At 72.2% G+C, this 17317-nt stretch carries 13 protein-coding genes; 2 read left to right on the top strand and 11 right to left on the bottom strand.

Annotated features, from left to right (window positions below; genetic code table 11):
* Positions 1 to 5: 5 nt before the first annotated feature.
* Positions 6 to 941 (bottom strand): PASTA domain-containing protein, encoded by a 936-nt coding sequence (locus LDL48_RS07860; RefSeq protein WP_225254350.1) that lies wholly within the window; start codon positions 939 to 941, stop codon positions 6 to 8.
* A gap of 151 nt (positions 942 to 1092) precedes the next feature.
* On the opposite strand from LDL48_RS07860, the gene LDL48_RS07855 reads away from it, so the two are divergent.
* Positions 1093 to 3084: a hypothetical protein gene (locus tag LDL48_RS07855; RefSeq protein ID WP_225254349.1), complete on the top strand. Its 1992-nt coding sequence runs from the start codon at positions 1093 to 1095 to the stop codon at positions 3082 to 3084.
* A 138-nt stretch (positions 3085 to 3222) separates the two neighbouring features.
* On the opposite strand, the gene LDL48_RS07850 is transcribed toward LDL48_RS07855, so the two are convergent.
* Positions 3223 to 4701, bottom strand: a complete 1479-nt coding sequence (locus tag LDL48_RS07850) for a glutamate-cysteine ligase family protein (protein ID WP_225254348.1) — start codon at positions 4699 to 4701, stop codon at positions 3223 to 3225.
* 164 nt (positions 4702 to 4865) lie between these two features.
* Positions 4866 to 5444 carry a YceI family protein gene (locus LDL48_RS07845; protein ID WP_225254347.1) on the bottom strand — a complete coding sequence of 193 codons (579 nt, stop codon included), beginning with the start codon at positions 5442 to 5444 and terminating at the stop codon, positions 4866 to 4868.
* Positions 5445 to 5545: 101 nt separating this feature from the next.
* Here LDL48_RS07845 and LDL48_RS07840 point away from each other — a divergent pair, with 101 nt between their 5' ends.
* A complete protein-coding gene (locus LDL48_RS07840) occupies positions 5546 to 6037 on the top strand; it encodes a MarR family winged helix-turn-helix transcriptional regulator (RefSeq protein WP_225254346.1) in 492 nt (163 codons plus the stop codon).
* 228 nt (positions 6038 to 6265) lie between these two features.
* Here LDL48_RS07840 and LDL48_RS07835 read toward each other — a convergent pair whose 3' ends face one another.
* The 8 genes from LDL48_RS07835 to LDL48_RS07800 all read right to left on the bottom strand — a co-directional run bounded on the left by LDL48_RS07835 (position 6266) and on the right by LDL48_RS07800 (position 17308).
* Positions 6266 to 8710, bottom strand: coding sequence for an ATP-binding protein (locus LDL48_RS07835; RefSeq protein ID WP_225254345.1), 2445 nt, complete (start codon positions 8708 to 8710; stop codon positions 6266 to 6268).
* Positions 8711 to 8791: 81 nt separating this feature from the next.
* Positions 8792 to 9949 carry an acyl-CoA dehydrogenase family protein gene (locus LDL48_RS07830; protein WP_225254344.1) on the bottom strand — a complete coding sequence of 386 codons (1158 nt, stop codon included), beginning with the start codon at positions 9947 to 9949 and terminating at the stop codon, positions 8792 to 8794.
* A gap of 11 nt (positions 9950 to 9960) precedes the next feature.
* Positions 9961 to 11490 carry an acyl-CoA carboxylase subunit beta gene (locus LDL48_RS07825; protein ID WP_225254343.1) on the bottom strand — a complete coding sequence of 510 codons (1530 nt, stop codon included), beginning with the start codon at positions 11488 to 11490 and terminating at the stop codon, positions 9961 to 9963.
* A 229-nt stretch (positions 11491 to 11719) separates the two neighbouring features.
* Complete coding sequence (locus LDL48_RS07820; protein WP_225254342.1) at positions 11720 to 12865, bottom strand: chaplin family protein; 1146 nt, start codon at positions 12863 to 12865, stop codon at positions 11720 to 11722.
* Positions 12866 to 13503: 638 nt separating this feature from the next.
* Positions 13504 to 14385 carry a hydroxymethylglutaryl-CoA lyase gene (locus tag LDL48_RS07815; protein WP_225254341.1) on the bottom strand — a complete coding sequence of 294 codons (882 nt, stop codon included), beginning with the start codon at positions 14383 to 14385 and terminating at the stop codon, positions 13504 to 13506.
* Positions 14382 to 15719 carry an acetyl-CoA carboxylase biotin carboxylase subunit gene (locus tag LDL48_RS07810; protein ID WP_225254340.1) on the bottom strand — a complete coding sequence of 446 codons (1338 nt, stop codon included), beginning with the start codon at positions 15717 to 15719 and terminating at the stop codon, positions 14382 to 14384. The genes LDL48_RS07815 and LDL48_RS07810 overlap by 4 nt, the downstream gene beginning before the upstream one ends.
* A 13-nt stretch (positions 15720 to 15732) precedes the next feature.
* Positions 15733 to 16335 carry a TetR/AcrR family transcriptional regulator gene (locus LDL48_RS07805; RefSeq protein WP_225254339.1) on the bottom strand — a complete coding sequence of 201 codons (603 nt, stop codon included), beginning with the start codon at positions 16333 to 16335 and terminating at the stop codon, positions 15733 to 15735.
* Between the two features lie 73 nt (positions 16336 to 16408).
* Entirely contained in the window at positions 16409 to 17308 is a 900-nt protein-coding gene (locus LDL48_RS07800; RefSeq protein WP_225254338.1) for a sulfurtransferase, read from the bottom strand.
* Between the last annotated feature and the right edge of the window lie 9 nt (positions 17309 to 17317).

Genomic DNA, 17317 nt, shown 5'->3' with positions numbered 1-17317 from the left:
GTCGCTCAGTTCTCGCCGGACTCGTCCGACTCGTCCGACCCACCCGGCGGCGTGGTGGTGGGAGTCGTGGTCGGCGGCGTGGCCGTCGTGGTCCGCTCCGCCGCGATCACCAGCGTGACCAGGGTGTCCGGCGGCACCTCCTGGCCCTCCGTCGGATCGCTGTCGATCACGGTGCCGGGCGCCGCGTCACTCGGCCGGACGATTTCCCGGAACGACAGCCCGCGGCGTTCCAGGGCCTGCTGAGCCTCCGCCCGGGACAGTCCGATCAGCGCCGGCACGGTCACCTCGGTGGGTCCGGTCGGCTCGGTGGTGGTGGGCGTGGTCGTCGGCGGCGTGGTGGTGGGTTCGGTCGTGGTCGGCACCAGCGGCACCGCAGGCGCCGACGCCGGCGCGGGTGACGCCGGGTCGTCGTCGCCCATGTTCTGCGCGATCAGATAAAAGCCCCAGATGATCGCGCCGAGCAGGACCAACGCCACGAACCCCACCAGAATCGGCATCCACCACTTCCCGGTCGGCTCCGCCGGCGACACCGTGCTCCAGTCCGCCGCGGTGTCGTCGAGAGGGGCCGGCCCGGGCGGGCGCACCTCGGCCCGCCCGGCCCACACCGGGTCGGCCGCCCCGCCATCCGCCGCCGGCATGACCGCGGTGGCGTCGCGCGGCGGCGACACCGGCGTGGCCACCGTGGCATCGTCGGCCGGCGGCACCGGTGTGACCACCGTCGCATCGTCGGCCGGCGGCACCGGCGTGACCACCGTCGCATCGTCGGCCGGCGGTACCCATCGGGTCTCGTCCCCGGCCGGCTCGCCCGGTTGAGGGTCACCGTTCGGGTGATTCGGCGCGGTCGGTTGCGGCTCGTTGTCGAACGGGGAGAACTGCCGCGTGTCGTCCGGCTCGGCTCCGCCCCGGGCCGGATCGCGACGCTGCTCGTGCTCGTCGGACATCGCCGATCCTCTCGCTCGCGCTCGCCGGTCAACGTATCCAATCTTGACGGAGCCGTGGGATCCCCGCCCGGCGGCCCACGTCCGGGCGCATGCCCCTCACGCTGCGTCCATCGGCTCGCCGGTGTCGTCGGGGAGGGCTACAGTGCCCGCCATGGCCGGGAAGGAATGGACCACGTCGTTGGGCGCCGCCGCCGCCGTGGCCGCGGGCGCGGGTGCGGCCCAGCTCGGCCTCGGCTACGGCCTGGGCGTCGTGGTGTGGCCCGAGATCCCGGGCGCCGACGACAGCGTCTGGCTGGGCAGCCTGAGCTGGGCGACGTGGACGGCGGCCAGTTCGACGGTGATCGGCGCGGTCGTCGCCGGCCGGCTCCGCGACACCCGGACCGGCCGGCCGGGCGGATTGTGGCGGTTCGCCGTCGCCGCCGCCGCGGCGATCGGCGCGCTCCTGACGGTCGCGCTGATCGCGTTGCCGGCCCGCGGAGCAGCGGTACGCGCCGACGCCGCGACACCCCAGGCCATGGCCGCCGGGTACGCCCTGGCCGGCATCGCACTCGGCCTGGTGGTGGCGTACTGGGCGGTGGTGTCCCGTCCGGTCGCCGCGAACCTGGTGGCGACCGCGGTCTGGTTGTGGCTGCTCGCCGCGGCCGCGATCGCGGTGGACCTGTTCGCCGGCCGACCCTCCGCCACCTACCTGAACAGCTGGCAGTTCGCCGAGCTGGACGGCAATCTGCGGTACGGCACGATCTACTGGCCGAGCGCCCTCCTGACGCTGCTGGTGGCGCTGCTGCTCGGCGCGGTGGCCGCCTGGCCGGCCGCCCGGCGCGGCGAACTCGGACTCGGCACCGCGGTGTCCGGCGCGGTCGGCCCGCTGCTGGTGGCCGCCGCGTTCCTCACGCTGGCGCCGCAGCTCACCCGGGCGATGGGACAGTTGGAGTCGGCCTACCTGATCGCGCCCTACGGGGTGCTGGCCGGCCTGGCCGGGTCGGCGCTGGCGGTCGCGGCCGGGCGGCGGGCGGAACGCCGCCGGGGCGGGCGGGTCCGGCGCGGGGGCGGCGATCCGGCGCCCGCGGACGATCTGGGTGGAGACGGTGCCGGAGCGGCCGATGAGCCGACCGAGGAGATCGGCCCGGGGGCGGGCGACACGCGTTCCGGCAACGCCGGCGCAACGGCGGCGGCCCGCCCGGACGAACCCACACCAACAACCCGAACCACCAGCGCCCGATCCCACGAACCCACACCAACAACCCGAACCACCAGCGCCCGATCCCACGAACCCACACCAACAACCCGAACCACCGGCGCCCGATCCGACGAAACCAGGCCGGCGCCCCGGACCGCGGGCGCAACCGCGGTCCGACCCGACCGGGACACGCCGTCGACCCGGGCCGCAGGTTTGACCGCGAGCGGACCGGACCGGCCGAACTCTCCGTCGCGGAACACCAGCGCAACCGCAGCTCGACCGGACCAGTTCACCCCCACGCCGCGGACAGCCGGCTCCGCGGACCGACCAGATCAGCCCATCAGTCGTGAACGCGATGCGGCTCGGCCGAGCGAAGCGGCGGGCCCCGGCGCGGCACGGCCGAGCGAAGCGGCAGGCCCCGGCGCAGCTCGGCCGAGCCAAGCGGCGGCGCCGGGCGCGGCACGGCCAGGTAATGCAGCGCGACCGGGCGACGCGGCACAGCCGGGCAGTGCGGCGGGTGCAGGCAGTGCGGCGCGTGCAGGCAGTGCGGCGGGCGCAGGCGGTGCGGCGGGCGCAGGCGGTGCGGCGGGCGCAGGCGGTGCGGCGGGCGCAGGCGGTGCGGCGGGCGCGAGCGGTGCGGCGGGCGCAGGCGGTGCGGCGGGTGCAGGCAGCGCGGCGGGCGCAGGCAGCGCGGCGGGCGCAGGCAGCGCGGCGAGGCAGGGAACGGACGCGGCATCGGAGACGTCCAGCAGCAGAGGCGCGCGAACGCCGAGGGCACGCCGGACGCCCGCACCCGTGGCACCCGTGGAACCGCCGGCACAACCGGCCCCCGCGCGACGCTCCACGGTCAGTGCCCCGCCCGCGAAGCCGCCGGTGGCCGAGATCAATCCACCGCGCGCAGCCGACCCGCCGCCCCCACCCGCCCCGCGCAGGCGCACAAAATCGCCCGAACCGGACGCCGGCTAATCATCACCAGGCGGCGACGCCCGGCACACGTGGGGAAATCCGGCTCGGAGCGCACCGAAACTCCCCACGCGTCACGAGGCGACCGCTGGTGTGTGCACCTCTGGCGCGGAGCTGACCACAGATCTCCACAAGCGAGGGTCAGCCGACCGGCCAGGAGTGCACCGGGGCGTTGCTACGCTGGAGTTCGCTGTAGCGCAGCAACATGTCGTGCAGGGCGCCGCCCCGGTCCCGCCCGCGCCCGTGCTCGGCCGCCCCGACCATCTCGGTCTGCCAGGTCGCGCCGTTGCGGCGGAGCCGGCAACGCTCCTCGATGATTCCCAGCAGCCGGTCCCGCTGCGCGGCGTCGACGCCGAACTTCGCCAGGCCGGCATGGGCCTTCGCGAGCAGGATGTCCCGCACCAGGTCGGTGACCGGCACCTCGCCGGTCTGGGGCCAGTACACGATCGCCTCGATGCCCTGCCGCGCGCAGGCGTGGAAGTTGTCCTCCGCCGCGGCGAACGGCAACTGGGACCAGATCGGGCGGTCCTCCTCGGCGAGCTGCCGGACCAGCCCGAAGTAGAACGCGGCGTTCGCCAGCATGTCGGCGACGGTGGGCCCGGCCGGCAGTACGCGGTTCTCCACGCGCAGGTGCGGACGGCCGTTCATGACGTCGTACACCGGCCGGTTCCAGCGGTATACGGTGCCGTTGTGCAGGCGTAACTCGCCGAGGCGCGGTACCCCGCCGGCGTGCAGCACGGCGATCGGATCTTCGTCGTCGAGGACCGGGAGCAGCGGCGGAAAATAGCGGACGTTCTCCTCGAACAGGTCGAACACCGAGGTGATCCACCGTTCGCCGAACCAGACGCGCGGGCGTACCCCCTGGGTCTTGAGCTCGTCCGGACGGGTGTCCGTGGCCTGTTCGAAGAGCGCGATCCGGGTCTCCGCCCAGAGCCGGCGGCCGAGCAGGTACGGCGAGTTCGCCCCGAGCGCGACCTGGATCCCGGCCACGGCCTGGGAGGCGTTCCAGTGCGCGGCGAACCGGTCCGGCGGCACCTGCATGTGGAACTGCACGCTGGTGCACGCGGCCTCGGGGGCGATCGAGTCGTTCGCGGTCTGCAACCGTTCGACGCCGCGGATGTCCACCTGGAATTGTTCGCCGCGGGCGCCGACGAGCTGGTCGTTGAGCGCCCGGTACCGCTCGTTGGCGGACAGGTTGGCCAGGACCAGGTGCTCGCGGGTGAGCGTCGGCAGGCTGCCGATCAGCACGATGGTGCTGTCCGACTTGCCGGCCCGGTCCTCGGCCCGCGCCAGGCTGGCCAGGATGTCGTACTCGTAGTCGGCGAATCCGGCACCGGCGATGAGCCGCGGCCGGGCGTTGAGTTCGAGGTTGAACTGCCCGAGTTCGGTCTGGAAGGTGGGGTCGGCGAGGTTGGCCAGGATCTCGGCGTTCCGCATGGCGGGCTCGGCGTCCGCGTCCATCAGGTTGAGCTCGATCTCCAGCCCGGTCATCCGGCTTTCCGTGTCGAACGTGGCGTCGTCGAGCATCAGGGCGAGCACGTCGAGGCAGCGGCGTACCTTCTGCCGGTAGAACGTGCGGTCCTGCGCGGAGAACACGACCTCGGCGAGGTCCTTGCCCATCAATCCTCCCGGCGGATACGGCCGCGCAACGATCACCGCTCCGTGACCGGGCGCACGCGCTCGGTCCACCTTGCCATCCTTGGGGGCACCGCGCTACCGGTCCGGCGGACCCGGCAAAGGCCCCGTCCGGACCGGACGGGGCCTTACTGCTAAATCGATGATGATCAGGCCTGACGGATGGCCTCGCCCTCGATCTCGATCTTGACCTTCTTGCTGACCATGACGCCACCGGTCTCCAGCGCCTGGTTCCAGGTGAGGCCCCAGTCCTCGCGGTCGATCTCGGTGGTGGCGCTGAAGCCGAAGAGGTCGAAGCCGTACGGACTGCGGCCGGCGCCCTCGAATTCGACCAGCAGCTCGACCGGACGGGTGACGTCCTTGATGGTCAGCTCGCCGGCGAGGACGAGCTCGTTGCCCTCGAACGAGGTGACGCCGGTGCTGCGGAACTCCATGGTCGGGTACTTCTCGGCCTCGAAGAAGTCACCGCTGCGCAGGTGGGTGTCGCGGTCGGCCTGGCCGGTGTGCACGCTCGCGGTCTGGATGGTGGCGGTGACGGAGGACTGCAGCGGATCCTCGCCCACGGTGATCGTGGCTTCGGCCTCGGCGAACTGTCCGCGGACCTTGGACACCATCAGATGCTTCACCACGAACCCGACGCGCTTGTGCGCGGCGTCGAGCAGGTAGGTGCCGGCGGCGGGGATCTGCAGGCCCTGGTACTCGCGGGTGGCGGCGATGGAGTCGGTCATGACGGTTCCTCTCAAGAAGCGGTGCTGGAATGTTGTCTGACGTAGCAATTATACGCAGCGCAATATTCCGCTTGTCAAGTGACCGCTGCTACCATGGTGGAGTGCGTACCGACCTGAACGACCCGCGCTTCACCGCCGCCGGCCTCTTCGCCGAGGCGTTCACCGGGCTGCAGCAACGCTTCAACGCCCAGTTCGACGAGCACCGCCTCTCCGCCGTCGAGTTCGAGGTGCTGATGCGGCTGGCCCGCTCGCCGGGGCGCCGGCTCCGGATGACCGACCTGGCCGGCCAGACCACGCTGTCCACCAGCGGAGTGACCCGGGTCGTCGACCGCATGGACCGCAACGGCCTGGTCCGGCGCGAGGCGTGCCCGAGCGACCGGCGCAGCTCGTACGCGGTGATCACCGAGGCCGGCCTGACCCGGCTGGACGAGGTGCTGCCCGGACACCTCGAGCTTGTGCAGCAGTGGTTCGTCGGCCAGCTCACCCCCGCGCAGCTCGCCGACATGCTGGAGTCGCTGCGGCTGATCCGCGACGCGGTCAACCCGTGCGCCACCGCCGGCAGCGGTACGGATGAGTCAGAAAACGCGGCGTAACAGAACCGGCAGAAGTACCGGCAGAAACACCCGGATCGCTTAGCCCGAAAGCACTCGTACCCCCCTAAACCACCCATCCCACGTCGCTAAAGTGATCACGCAGGGGGACGCGGCGCGACCGAGGCGATGTGCACGGTTACGGGGGAGCCATCGTTCTCGCCGTGTAACACCGGTGGGGCGTTGCGGCGACCGGCGCGTGGGGGGCACGCACGCCGGTCGTCCACGCCACTACCGGCCGAGCAGCGCCCGCTCCCGCGGCAGCAGCACGATTCCGCCCGCCTCGCAGAACTCGTCCAGGCGCCGCAGCGCGTCCTGCCGGACGTCCCGGTCCGGCGCACTGATCACCAGTCCGACCAGCGCCGCGACCACGTCGCGGGGATCGAGGCCGCCCGCGTACGCCTCGGCGGCCCGGGCGAAGCTCTCGGCGGCCTGCTTCGGCTCCCCGCGCCGGAGCGCCACCGCACCCGCCACCATCGCGGCCGGTCCGTCCGGCGGAACGTCCGCTTCCGAGGAGGGCCGCAGCTCGTCGAGCACCTCGGCCGCCTCCGCCACCCGGCCCGTCTCGGCCAGCGCGAGACCCACGATGGCCAGCACCCGGCGCCGGTGGTTCGGATCACCGAGACCTTCCAGTTCGGCGATCGCCCGGCGGCCCAGCAGGATCGCCTTCTCCGGATGACCGTCCAGCCGCTCCACGTCGGCCAGGTTCGCCACCGCCAGTGCCCGCAACCGGTGTTCCCCGCTGCGCGCGGCGTGCCGGTCCACCGCGGCGAGCCGGCTGCGCGCGGCGGCCAGATTGCCCTCCCGGATCTCGTGCCAGGTCAGGTTGTTCTCGGCCACCGCCATGTCCCGGACCCGGCCGCTGTCGCGGGCCAGTGCCAGCGCCGCCTCGCCGTGGCGGCGGGCCTCGTCGTACCGGCCGGTGCTCATCCACAACCCGGCCAGTTGCGTGTGCGCGGTGAGCTGTCCGTCCACGGTGCCCAGTCGGCGGAAGTCGGACAGCGCGGTGGTCACCGAGGCGATCTCCTCCGCACCGGCGCCGTGCTCCCGGGCCAGCTGGGCCAGGCCCACCTTGGCCCAGGCCCGCCGCAACGGATCGGCGTCGGCGGTACGCGGATCGTCCAGCAACCGCCGCAGCCACTGCCGCCCGGTGACGTCCCGCCCGCGGAACCGCCACCAGCGGGGCAACGCGGTCGCGACGCGCAGCGCGGTGTGCGGGTCCTCGGTGGCCGCGAAGGTCAGGGCCGCGCCCAGGTCACCCGCCACCACGTCCAGCCGGGCCGCCGCCTCCGCGAGGTTCGCGCCGGCCAGGTCCGGGGCGATCTGCTCGGCCAGGTCCGCCAGCACCAGGGCGTGCCGGCGCCGCCCGGCGGTGAGTTCCCCCTCGGCGGCGGCGCGTTCGGTGGCGTAGTCGCGGACCACGTCGAGCAGGCGGAACCGGAACGCCCGGTTTCCCCGCACGTTGAGCAGGCCCAGTTCGAGCAGCCGGTCCAGCAGAAGCACCACGTCGGCGTCGTCGCCGATCATCTGCTCGGCCAGCGCCAGCGACCAGCGGAACCGGAACATGGCGAGCCGGCGCAGGCCGTACTGCTCGGGCGGGGAGAGCAGGCGGTAGCTGGCGGCCACCGCGTCCCGGAGCGAGACCATCGCGTCGCCGGGCCGGCCGGTGAGATCCAGGACCCGGTTGCCGTACCGGTCGAGGATCTCCGGGACGGTGAGCACCCGGCCCCGGGCGGCGGCCAGTTCGATGGCGAGCGGCATCCCGCCGAGCCGGCGCACCAGGGTGGCCGAGGCGGTCAGTTCCTCGGGCTCGGGCGGCGTGCGGCGGACCCGGGCGAGGCGGTCCAGGAACAGCTCCACCGCGGGGTACCGGACCACGTCGGCCGGCCGGGTGGGCGCGTCCGCCGGTGGAACCACCAGCGGCGCCAGCGGCCAGACCCGTTCCGCCGGCAGGCCGACCGGATGCCGGCCGGTGGCCAGGAACCGCAGCGTAGGAATGCGCTCCAGCAGCCGGGACAGCACCTCGGCCACCGCCTCCGGGGACCGCTCGACCGCGTCGACCAGCAGCATCCCCGAGGTGCCGGCGAACCGTGACGGCAGGTCGTCGGCGCGCCCCAGGCCGAACACCGCGGCGACCGTACCGAGGATCTCCCCCGCCGTGAAACCCTCGGTGACCACGATGCCGGCCACGCCGCCGGGATGGGCCGCCGCGATGCGGTGGCTGAGCACCAGGGCCAGGGCGGTCTTTCCGACGCCGGCCAGACCCACCAGCGTCACGCCGCGCGGGCCGGCCGGCAGCGGCGTGGTGAGCAGCGCGACCAGTTCGTCGGCGTCGGCGTCGCGGCCGATCAGGTCGGTGGCCGGCGGCAGCGGCAGGTACCGCGGGGGCGTCGTCGCCGCGGCAGCCGGCCGGGCCGGAGTGGACGGCTGCCCGCGGGCCGCGGCGAGGAACGCGTTCCGGTCCGCCCCGGTGAGGGCGAGCGCGTCGGCGAGCAGCCCGGCGGTGGTGCGTTGCGGCCGGGCGACCCGGCCGCGTTCCAGATCGCGGACCGTCCGGACGCCGACGTGCGCGAGCGCGGCGAGTTCGTCCTGGGTGAGGTTGGCGCGCAACCGGTGGTGGCGCAGCACGGCGTCGAATCCCGGACCGCTGCGGTCCGCCCGGTGATCAGACGTCATTGCATGAAGCTAAGCAACCAGGCCGACGAACGCCCAGCTCAGAGACCCGACTGTCGGGCATCGGACGGAGCGTGCCGAAAGCTACAGACCCAGGCCGCGGGAGATCAGCATGCGCTGGACCTCCGAAGTGCCCTCCCCGACCTCGAGGATCTTGGCGTCCCGGTAGAAGCGGCCGACCGCGGACTCGTTCATGAAGCCGTAGCCGCCGTGCACCTGGGTGGCGTACCGGGCGTTGTCCATCGCCGCGTTGCTGGCGTGCAGTTTGGCGACCGCGGCGTACCGCTTGAAGTCCTCGCCGGCGAGCATCCGGGCGGCCGCGTCGTAGTAACCCAGCCGCGCGGTGTGCGCCCGCACCTCCATGTCCGCGATCATGAACTGGACGGCCTGGTAGTTGCCGATCGGCCGGCCGAACGCGGTGCGTTCCCGGGCGTACTTCACCGATTCGTCCACGCAGCCCTGGGCCAGGCCGGTGGCGAGCGCGGCGATGGCGATCCGGCCCTCGTCCAGGATCCGGAGGAACTGCGCGTTGCCCCGGCCGCGCTCGCCGAGCAGGTTGTCGGCCGGGACGCGGACGTCGTCGAACGCCAGCTCGTGGGTGTCCGACGCGCACCAGCCCACCTTGGAGTAGCCGGGCGCCACGCTGAAGCCGGGGGTGCCGGACGGCACGATGATGGTGGACAACTCCTTGGAGCCGTCCGGGTTGCGGCCGGTCACCGCCATGACCGTGACCAGGCAGGTGAGGTCGGTACCGGAGTTGGTGATGAACGCCTTGGACCCGTTGATCACCCACTCCCCGGTCGATTCGTCGAGGACCGCACGGGTGGTGATGCCGCCCGCGTCCGAGCCGGTGCCCGGTTCGGTGAGCCCGAACGCCGCCAGTGCCTCGCCGCTGGTCAGCCGGGGCAGCCACTCGGCCTTCTGGGCCGGTGTACCGAAGCGGTAGATCGGCATCGCACCCAGCGAGACGGCCGCCTCCAGCGTGATGGCGACGCTCGAGTCCACCCGGGCCAGTTGCTCCAGGGCCAGGCAGAGCGCGAAGTAGTCGCCGCCCATGCCGCCGTGCTCCTCGGCGAAGGGCAGGCCGAACAGGCCCATCTTGCCCATCTGCCGGATCAGGTCGTACGGGAAGGTCTTGTGCTCGTAGTGCTCGGCGATGACCGGCGCGACCTGTTCGCGGGCGAAGTCCCGCACGCTGGTACGCAGCGCCTCCTGCTCCTCGCTGAGCCGGAAGTCGACCATGACGGTCCTTTCTAGACAGGGGTGACGCCGTGCCGGCGCCGGGAGAAGGTGCGGTCCTTGCCCTTGGCGGCGGCGTACCGGCGGATCAGCTCGCCGCGCAGGTCGGCCGGCTCCACCACCGCGTCGATGACCAGCTCGGACGCCAGCCGCATGAGGTCGATGTCGCGTTCGTACTCGGCGCGCCGGGCCTCGACGAACGCGGCCCGCTCGGCCTCGTCCGCGATGGCGGCGATCTTGTTGGCGTAGACCGCGTTCACCGCGGCCTCCGCGCCCATCACCGCGATCTTCGCGGTGGGCAGGGCGAGCGTGGCGTCCGGGTCGAAGCCGGGACCGGCCATCGCGTACAGCCCGGCGCCGTACGCCTTGCGGACGACCACGCAGATCTTCGGCACGGTGGCCTCGGAGATCGCGCTGATCATCTTGGCGCCGTGCCGGATGATGCCCTGCTTCTCCACCGCCGTGCCGACCATGAACCCGGGCACGTCGGAGAGGAACAGCAAGGGCACGTTGAAGGCGTCGCAGAGCTGCACGAACCGGCTCGCCTTGTCCGCCGAGTCGACGAACAGCACGCCGCCCTTGAACATCGAGTTGTTGCCGACGACGCCGACCACCTCGCCGTTCAACCGGCCGAAGCCGATGGTCAGCTCCTTGGCCCAGAGCGCCTGGATCTCCAGGAACGAGCCGACGTCGAGGATGCCCTTGACATAGCGGCGCATGTCGAACGCCTGGCGCTCGCTCGCCGGGACCAGCGCGGCGAGGTCCACCTCGGGCGGCTCGGCGGCCGCGGCCACCGGCGGTGCGCCCTGCCAGTTGGCCGGCAGGTAGGCCAGGTAGTCGCGGACCACGTCCAGCGCGTCCTGTTCGGACTTGCAGAGGAAGTGCCCGACGCCGGACTCCGCGCAGTGCACCCGGGCACCGCCCATCGCCTCGAGCGTGGTCTTCTCGCCGGTGACCATCTCGACCATGCGGTCGGAGCCGAGATACATGCTCGCGTTGCCGTCGACCATGGCGACCACGTCGCAGAACGCCGGGATGTAGGCCCCGCCCGCCGCGCTCGGCCCGAACAGCGCGCAGACCTGCGGGATCGAGCCGGACGCCCGGACCTGGGTGTGGAAGATCTTGCCGGCACCCCGCCGGCCGGGGAAGAGGTCGACCTGGTCGGTGATGCGCGCGCCCGCGGAGTCGACCAGATAGATCATGGGTACGCCGTTCGCATACGCCCGCTCGATGATCCGGATGATCTTCTCGACCGTGCGGGCGCCCCACGAACCCGCCTTGACCGTGGAGTCGTTCGCCATGATGCACACGTCCCGCCCGCCGATCCGGGCGTTGCCGGTGATCACGCCGTCCGCCGGCAGCCCGTCGGCCAGGTTGTTCGCATACAGCCCGTCCTCGACGAACGAGCCCTCGTCGGCCAGCAGAGCGATCCGCTCGCGGGCGAACAGCTTGCCCTTCGCGGCGTTGGCGGCGTGGTATCGCTCGGCCCCGCCGGCCAGCACGCGCTTGTGCACCGCGGCCAGCGCCTCGCCGTCCACCGTCACGTCGTCTCCCCGCGTCGTCGCGCCTGAACGATCGTTAGGGTAGCGCATCGGCGCACCGCCCGACCAGCGGTCCGGAAAACGCGGACGGGAGCCGCCGCCGATGGCGGAGACTCCCGTCCGTTTCCTTACTCCCGGCGCTGTGGAGGAGCGCCGGTGGTGCCCGACGCCGGATGGCGTCGGCGCGGGTCACGCCCGGGACGGCGCAGCCCGCGAACCCGCGTTCCCCAGGTCAGCGCAGGGTGCGGAGCACGTCCAGGCCACCCGCGTTCAGGCCACCCGGGTTCAGGCCACCGGCGTCCGTCAGGTTCCGGGTGACACCGTCGAGCGGGGTCGCCTCGGTCGCCGTCCGGGTGCGGACCCGGTCGCCGTAGCCGGGCGCGTCGCCCTCGTCGTCGGTGCCGCCCTGGCCGGAGTCGACCTCGGTGTCGTCACCGGTACCCGGCTGGTGCGGGTTCTCGGCGCCGTCGCCGGTCGCCCCGCCGGTCGCGCAGGCCGCCGAGGCGTTGGCCTCGCCCAGGACGCTCAGCGCGTTGCCGCAGACGTTGACCGGCACCTGCACCGGCGCGGCGATCTGAGTGCCGTTCCCGGCCCCGTTGGTGTCGGTGGAGTGCTGACCGACCGTGCCGGCGTGGCCGGACTCGCCGGCCGTCGCGGCGGCCGCGTTGCCCTCGCCCGCCACGCCGATCGCGTTGCCGGCGACGGTCAGCGGGATGCTGACCGGCGCGTACGCCTGGGTGCCGTTCAGCGCACCGTTGTGGTCGTTCGAGTGCTGGGCCGCGCCGCCGCTCTCCGCGCCGCCGTGGGCGCTGACGCAGACCGCCTGCGCGTTGGCCTCGCCGAGCAGGCTGATCGCGTTGCCGCAGAGGTTGATCGGGGCGTCGACCGGCGCGTACAGCTGGGTGCCGTTCAGCGCACCGTTGTGGTCGTTCGAGTGCTGGCCGTCGCCGCCGCCGGTCTCGGTGCGCGCGCTCTCGGTGTGCGGCCGGCCGTTCAGCCCCGCGCCGGCCGCGTTGGCCTCACCGAGCAGCGCGACCGCGTTGCCGACCACGTTCACCGGCACGTCGATCGGCAGGTACGCCTGGGTCCCGTTCAGCGCACCGTTGTGGTCCGACGAGTACTGGTGCGCGCCCTGGCCACTCCCGCCCAGCCAGTTGGCACCGGAGCCGGCCGCGTTGGCCTCGCCGGCCACCCCGATCGCGTTGCCCACCGCGTTCACCGGGATGCTGATCGGCGCGATGATCTGAGCGCCGTTGGCCAGCCCGTTGTTGTCGGACGAGTGCTGCGACGCGTCGGCCTGCGCGACGGCCGGAGCGAACAGCAGGGCGCCGGCGGCCAGTACACCGACGCTGAGAGTCTTGCGAACCCAAGTCTTCATGAGGATGGAAAAGCCTTTCAGAAATGTCAGCAGAATTGAGTACGGCTGTGCGGTTGGGCTTTCCGGAACGCGGCGCATCAGGGCGCAGCGGAGCCTGGCGTGATTTCGCGTGACCGGACTCCGCTTGTCGACGTGCGCCCACAGCGGTGCGTCATGGATGAGGCCGTACGGGATTCGCCGCTTGTGCGCAAACGGGTGGAGGAATCCGGCCTGATCCGCCTGTTCAGGCGTGCCGGTGCCGAACGCCGGCGGCCGCCACTGGTCGGGTGAGACGGTCGGTGCCTCCGCGCCGTGCCGCCGGGGACCAGCCTCGGTCCGGGTCCGGTCGGTGACGGTGATGCGGCCCGGCTGGACGATCCGGGACCAGCGGCCGGGCGGCCGCCTGTGGGACCCGGTGCCGCGTCGGTGCCGGGGGAGCGCCGACCCGCGGACCCGGTGACGGGAACGCCGTGCGCGGCATGCGCTCGACCGTCCATCCCGTCATTGGTCCAACCCTTCGTCGTCGACTCCGACCCGGTGACCAATCGCCGTCGAAAGGACTAGGCGATATCGGCCACTCGGTACTGGTAACGAAGCGACTCAGTCAGGGTCACGCCGACGAATGGGAAAGAATATTCGGCAGAGCAATTACTAAATGATCAAACAAGTCGGGTACGCGGCCCGGCGCGCAATACTCCGGACGGCAACATCCGCCCCAGCAGCTTCTCCGCCAGCTCCGCCACCTCGATCAGCGCATCGAGGTCGATACCGGTGTCGATGCCCATGTCGTGCAGCATGTGCACGACCTCCTCGGTGGCCACGTTGCCGGAGGCGCCCGGCGCGTACGGGCAGCCACCGATGCCGCCCACGCTGGCGTCGAACTCGGTCACCCCGAGGTCCAGCGCGGTGATGATGTTGGCCAGGCCGGTGCCCCGGGTGTCGTGGAAGTGCAACAGGTCCGGGCGTACCTCGGCGAGCAGGTCACGGACCCGGCGCGGGGTCGCCATGCCGGTGGTGTCGCCGAACGCGATCCGGTCCGCGCCGTCCGCGCGGACCCGTTCCACGATGGACGCCACCCGCGCCGGGGCCACGTCCCCCTCGAACGGGCAGCCGAAGCTGGTCGCCACGATCACCTCGACGGTGGCGCCGGCCTGGTGGATCAGCGAGATCAGACCGGTGATGTCGTCCAGCGACTCGTCCGTCGACCGGTTCAGGTTGCGCCGGTTGTGCGTGTCGCTGGCCGACACCACGACCTCGATCTCGGTGAACCCGGCGGCGATCGCCCGTTGGGCACCGCGGGTGTTCGGGATCAGGGCCGAGTAGCGCACCCGCGGGTTGCGAGTGATCCCGGCCCAGACGTCGTCCGCGTCGGCCATCTGCGGGATGGCCCTCGGGTGGACGAACGAGACGGCCTCGATCCGCCGGACGCCGGTGCCACTCAGCGCGTCGATGAGACGCACCTTCGCATCCGTCGGGATCGGCTCCTCGTTCTGCAGGCCGTCCCGCGGCGCCACCTCGCGGATCGAGACCATCGACCTCACCTCATCCGCGCGACGATGCCCGTGTCGTAGTCGCCGCCGAGGAACTCCGGGTTCTCCAGCAGCTCGGCGAAGAACGGCAGGTTGTTCTTGGGACCGACGATCTCGAACCCGGCCACCGCGGCACGGGCCTTGGCGATCGCGTCGGCGCGGTCGCTGCCGTGCACGATCAGCTTCGCCATCAGCGAGTCGTAGAACGGCGTGACCGTGGTGTCCGGGGCGTAGCCGGAGTCGACCCGTACCCCGTCGCCGGACGGCTCCACCCAGGTGGCCACCTTGCCGGGGCCGGGCAGGAACCGCTTCGGGTCCTCCGCGTTGACCCGCAGCTCGATGGCGTGACCGGTGGTGGTGAGGGCGTCCGGGTCGAACGTCGGCGCCTCTCCGGACGCGATCCGCAGCTGCTCCTCGACCAGGTCGAGGCCGTGGATCAGCTCGGTGATCGGGTGCTCGACCTGCAGCCGGGTGTTCATCTCCAGGAAGAAGAATTCCCCGGTCGAGGGATCGAGCAGGCATTCGACGGTGCCCGCGTTGCGGTACCGCACCGCCTCGCCGGCCTTGACCGCGGCGGCCAGGAAGCGCTGCCGCAGTTCCGGCGAGACCGCCGGGGACGGTGCCTCCTCCACCAGCTTCTGGTTGCGCCGCTGCACCGAGCACTCCCGCTCGCTCAGCGCCACCACCCGGCCGTCGGCCAGGCCGAGGATCTGCACCTCGACGTGGCGTACCCGGGGGAAGTAGCGCTCGATCAGCACCGAGCCGTCGCCGAACATCCGCTCGGCGAACGCGCGGACCTTGTCGTACTCGGTGCGGAGCGCGTCGGGGTCGGCGGCGACCGCCATGCCCATGCCGCCGCCACCGGCCGCGGCCTTGACCATCACCGGGAAGCCGATGTCCTCGGCGGCGGCCAGGGCCGCCTCGACCGTCGCGGCCGGGTCCTGCGTGCCGGGCGCGACCGGCACGCCCGCCGCGGCCATCAGGTTGCGCGCGTTGATCTTGTCACCCATGGCGGTGATCGCCTCGGCCGACGGGCCCACCCAGATCAGGCCGTTGGCCTCGACGGCGCGGGCAAACTCGGCGTTCTCGCTGAGGAAGCCGTAGCCCGGGTGCACGGCCTGCGCGCCGGTGGACTTGGCCGCGGCCAGGATCGCCTCGGTGTTGCGGTAACTCTGCGCCGGGTTGGCCGGGCCGACGCACACCGCCTCGTCGGCCTCGGTGACGAACGGCATGCCGGCGTCCGCCTCCGAGTACACGGCGATCGACCGGATCCCGAGGCGCTTGGTGGTGCGGACGATCCGGCGGGCGATCTCGCCCCGGTTGGCGATGAGCAGCGAGTCGATCATGGGCACCTTTCTACTATCTGCCTTCGAGGGCGAATGCCGCGGCATCCCGCAAAAGGGCGGCGCGCCGCCGGCGGTCGACCTCGCCGCCGAGGAACGGCGTGGAGTTCATCAGGCCGAAGGCGGCGTGCGCGAGCACCCGTGCCTCGGCCGGTTCGAGTTTCGGACGCAGCGTGGCCAGCACACCCACCCACTCCTCCACGTACAACCGCTGGAGGCGGCGGATCTGCCGGCGCGGCTCCTCCGGCAGCCGGTCGAGTTCGTGCAGGTGCAGCGCGATGACCGCCGGATTCTCCAGGGCGAACTCGACGTGGAAGTCGATCAGGTCGGCAAGCGCGGCGCGGGCGTCACCGGAGTGCCGGGCGACGCGTTCCCGACCGCCGTGCAGCAGGCCCTCGCTGACCGGGATCAGCGCCGCGACCAGCATCGCCTCCTTGCCGGCGAAGTGGTGGTACAGCGCCGGGCCGGTCACGCCCGCGGCGGAGCCGATGTCGTCCATCGAAACGCCGTGGTAACCCCGGGAGGCGAAGAGACCGACCGCGATCTCCAGAATCTCGTCCCGGCGCGACCGACGGCGCGGCGCGGGGGGTCCGGTCCGATGCTGCTGCTCTACCGTCACGAAAAGACTCTAACCTGCTGTCAAGCCGGGCACTTAACGTACGTTCAGTCGACCTTGACGGCCCGCGGCGGGGTCAGCCCAGCCCGCCCGGCTCGGTGCCGCGGACGATCGGGGCCCGGACCAGGTTGCCCCATTCCGTCCACGAACCGTCATAGTTCCGCACCTGGGGGTAACCGAGCAGGTGATGCAGCACGAACCAGGTGTGGCTGGAACGCTCGCCGATCCGGCAGTACGCGATCACGTCGTCGGACGGGTCCAGGCCCAGCTCGTCGCGGTAGATCCGGGTCAGGTCATCGGCCGGCCTGAACGTGCCGTCCTCGTTGGCCGCGGACTTCCACGGCTTGCTGACCGCGCCCGGGATGTGCCCGCCGCGCAACGCGCCCTCCTGCGGGTACGCCGCCATGTGGGTGAGTTCGCCGGTGTACTCCTGCGGCGAGCGCACGTCGACCAGCGGCCGGCCACTCGAGATGTGCCCCATCACCTGATCGCGGAACGCCCGGATGCCAGCGTCGTGGCGCTCCGGCACCGGGTACGACGCGGGCGGGCGGACCGTCTTCTCCCGGGTGAGGTCGCGCCCCTCGGCCGCCCACTTCTGCCGGCCGCCGTCCAGCAGCCGCACGTCGGCGTGGCCGAACAGGCTGAAGACCCAGAGTGCGTACGCCGCCCACCAGTTGAAGTTGTCGCCGTAGAACACCACGGTGTCGTCCCGCCCGATGCCCTTCGCCTCGCACATCGCGGCGAACGCGGCCGGGTCCAGGTAGTCGCGGGTGAGCTGGTCGTTGAGTTCGAGGTGCCAGTCGACCTTCACCGCGCCCGGGATGTGGCCGGTGTCGTAGAGCAGCACGTCCTCGTCCGACTCGACCACGACGAGGCCGGGGGTGTCCAGGTTGGCGGCCAGCCACTCGGTGGTGACCAGCTTCTCGGGGTGCGCGTACGCCTGCAGGGCCGGCGCCGGGTCATTCGCTACAGACATCTGTTCAAC

The organism is Jidongwangia harbinensis, from assembly GCF_020216025.1.
Classification (GTDB): Bacteria; Actinomycetota; Actinomycetes; order Mycobacteriales; family Micromonosporaceae; genus Actinoplanes; species Actinoplanes harbinensis.
This window is presented reverse-complemented; position numbering and strand designations above follow the sequence as displayed.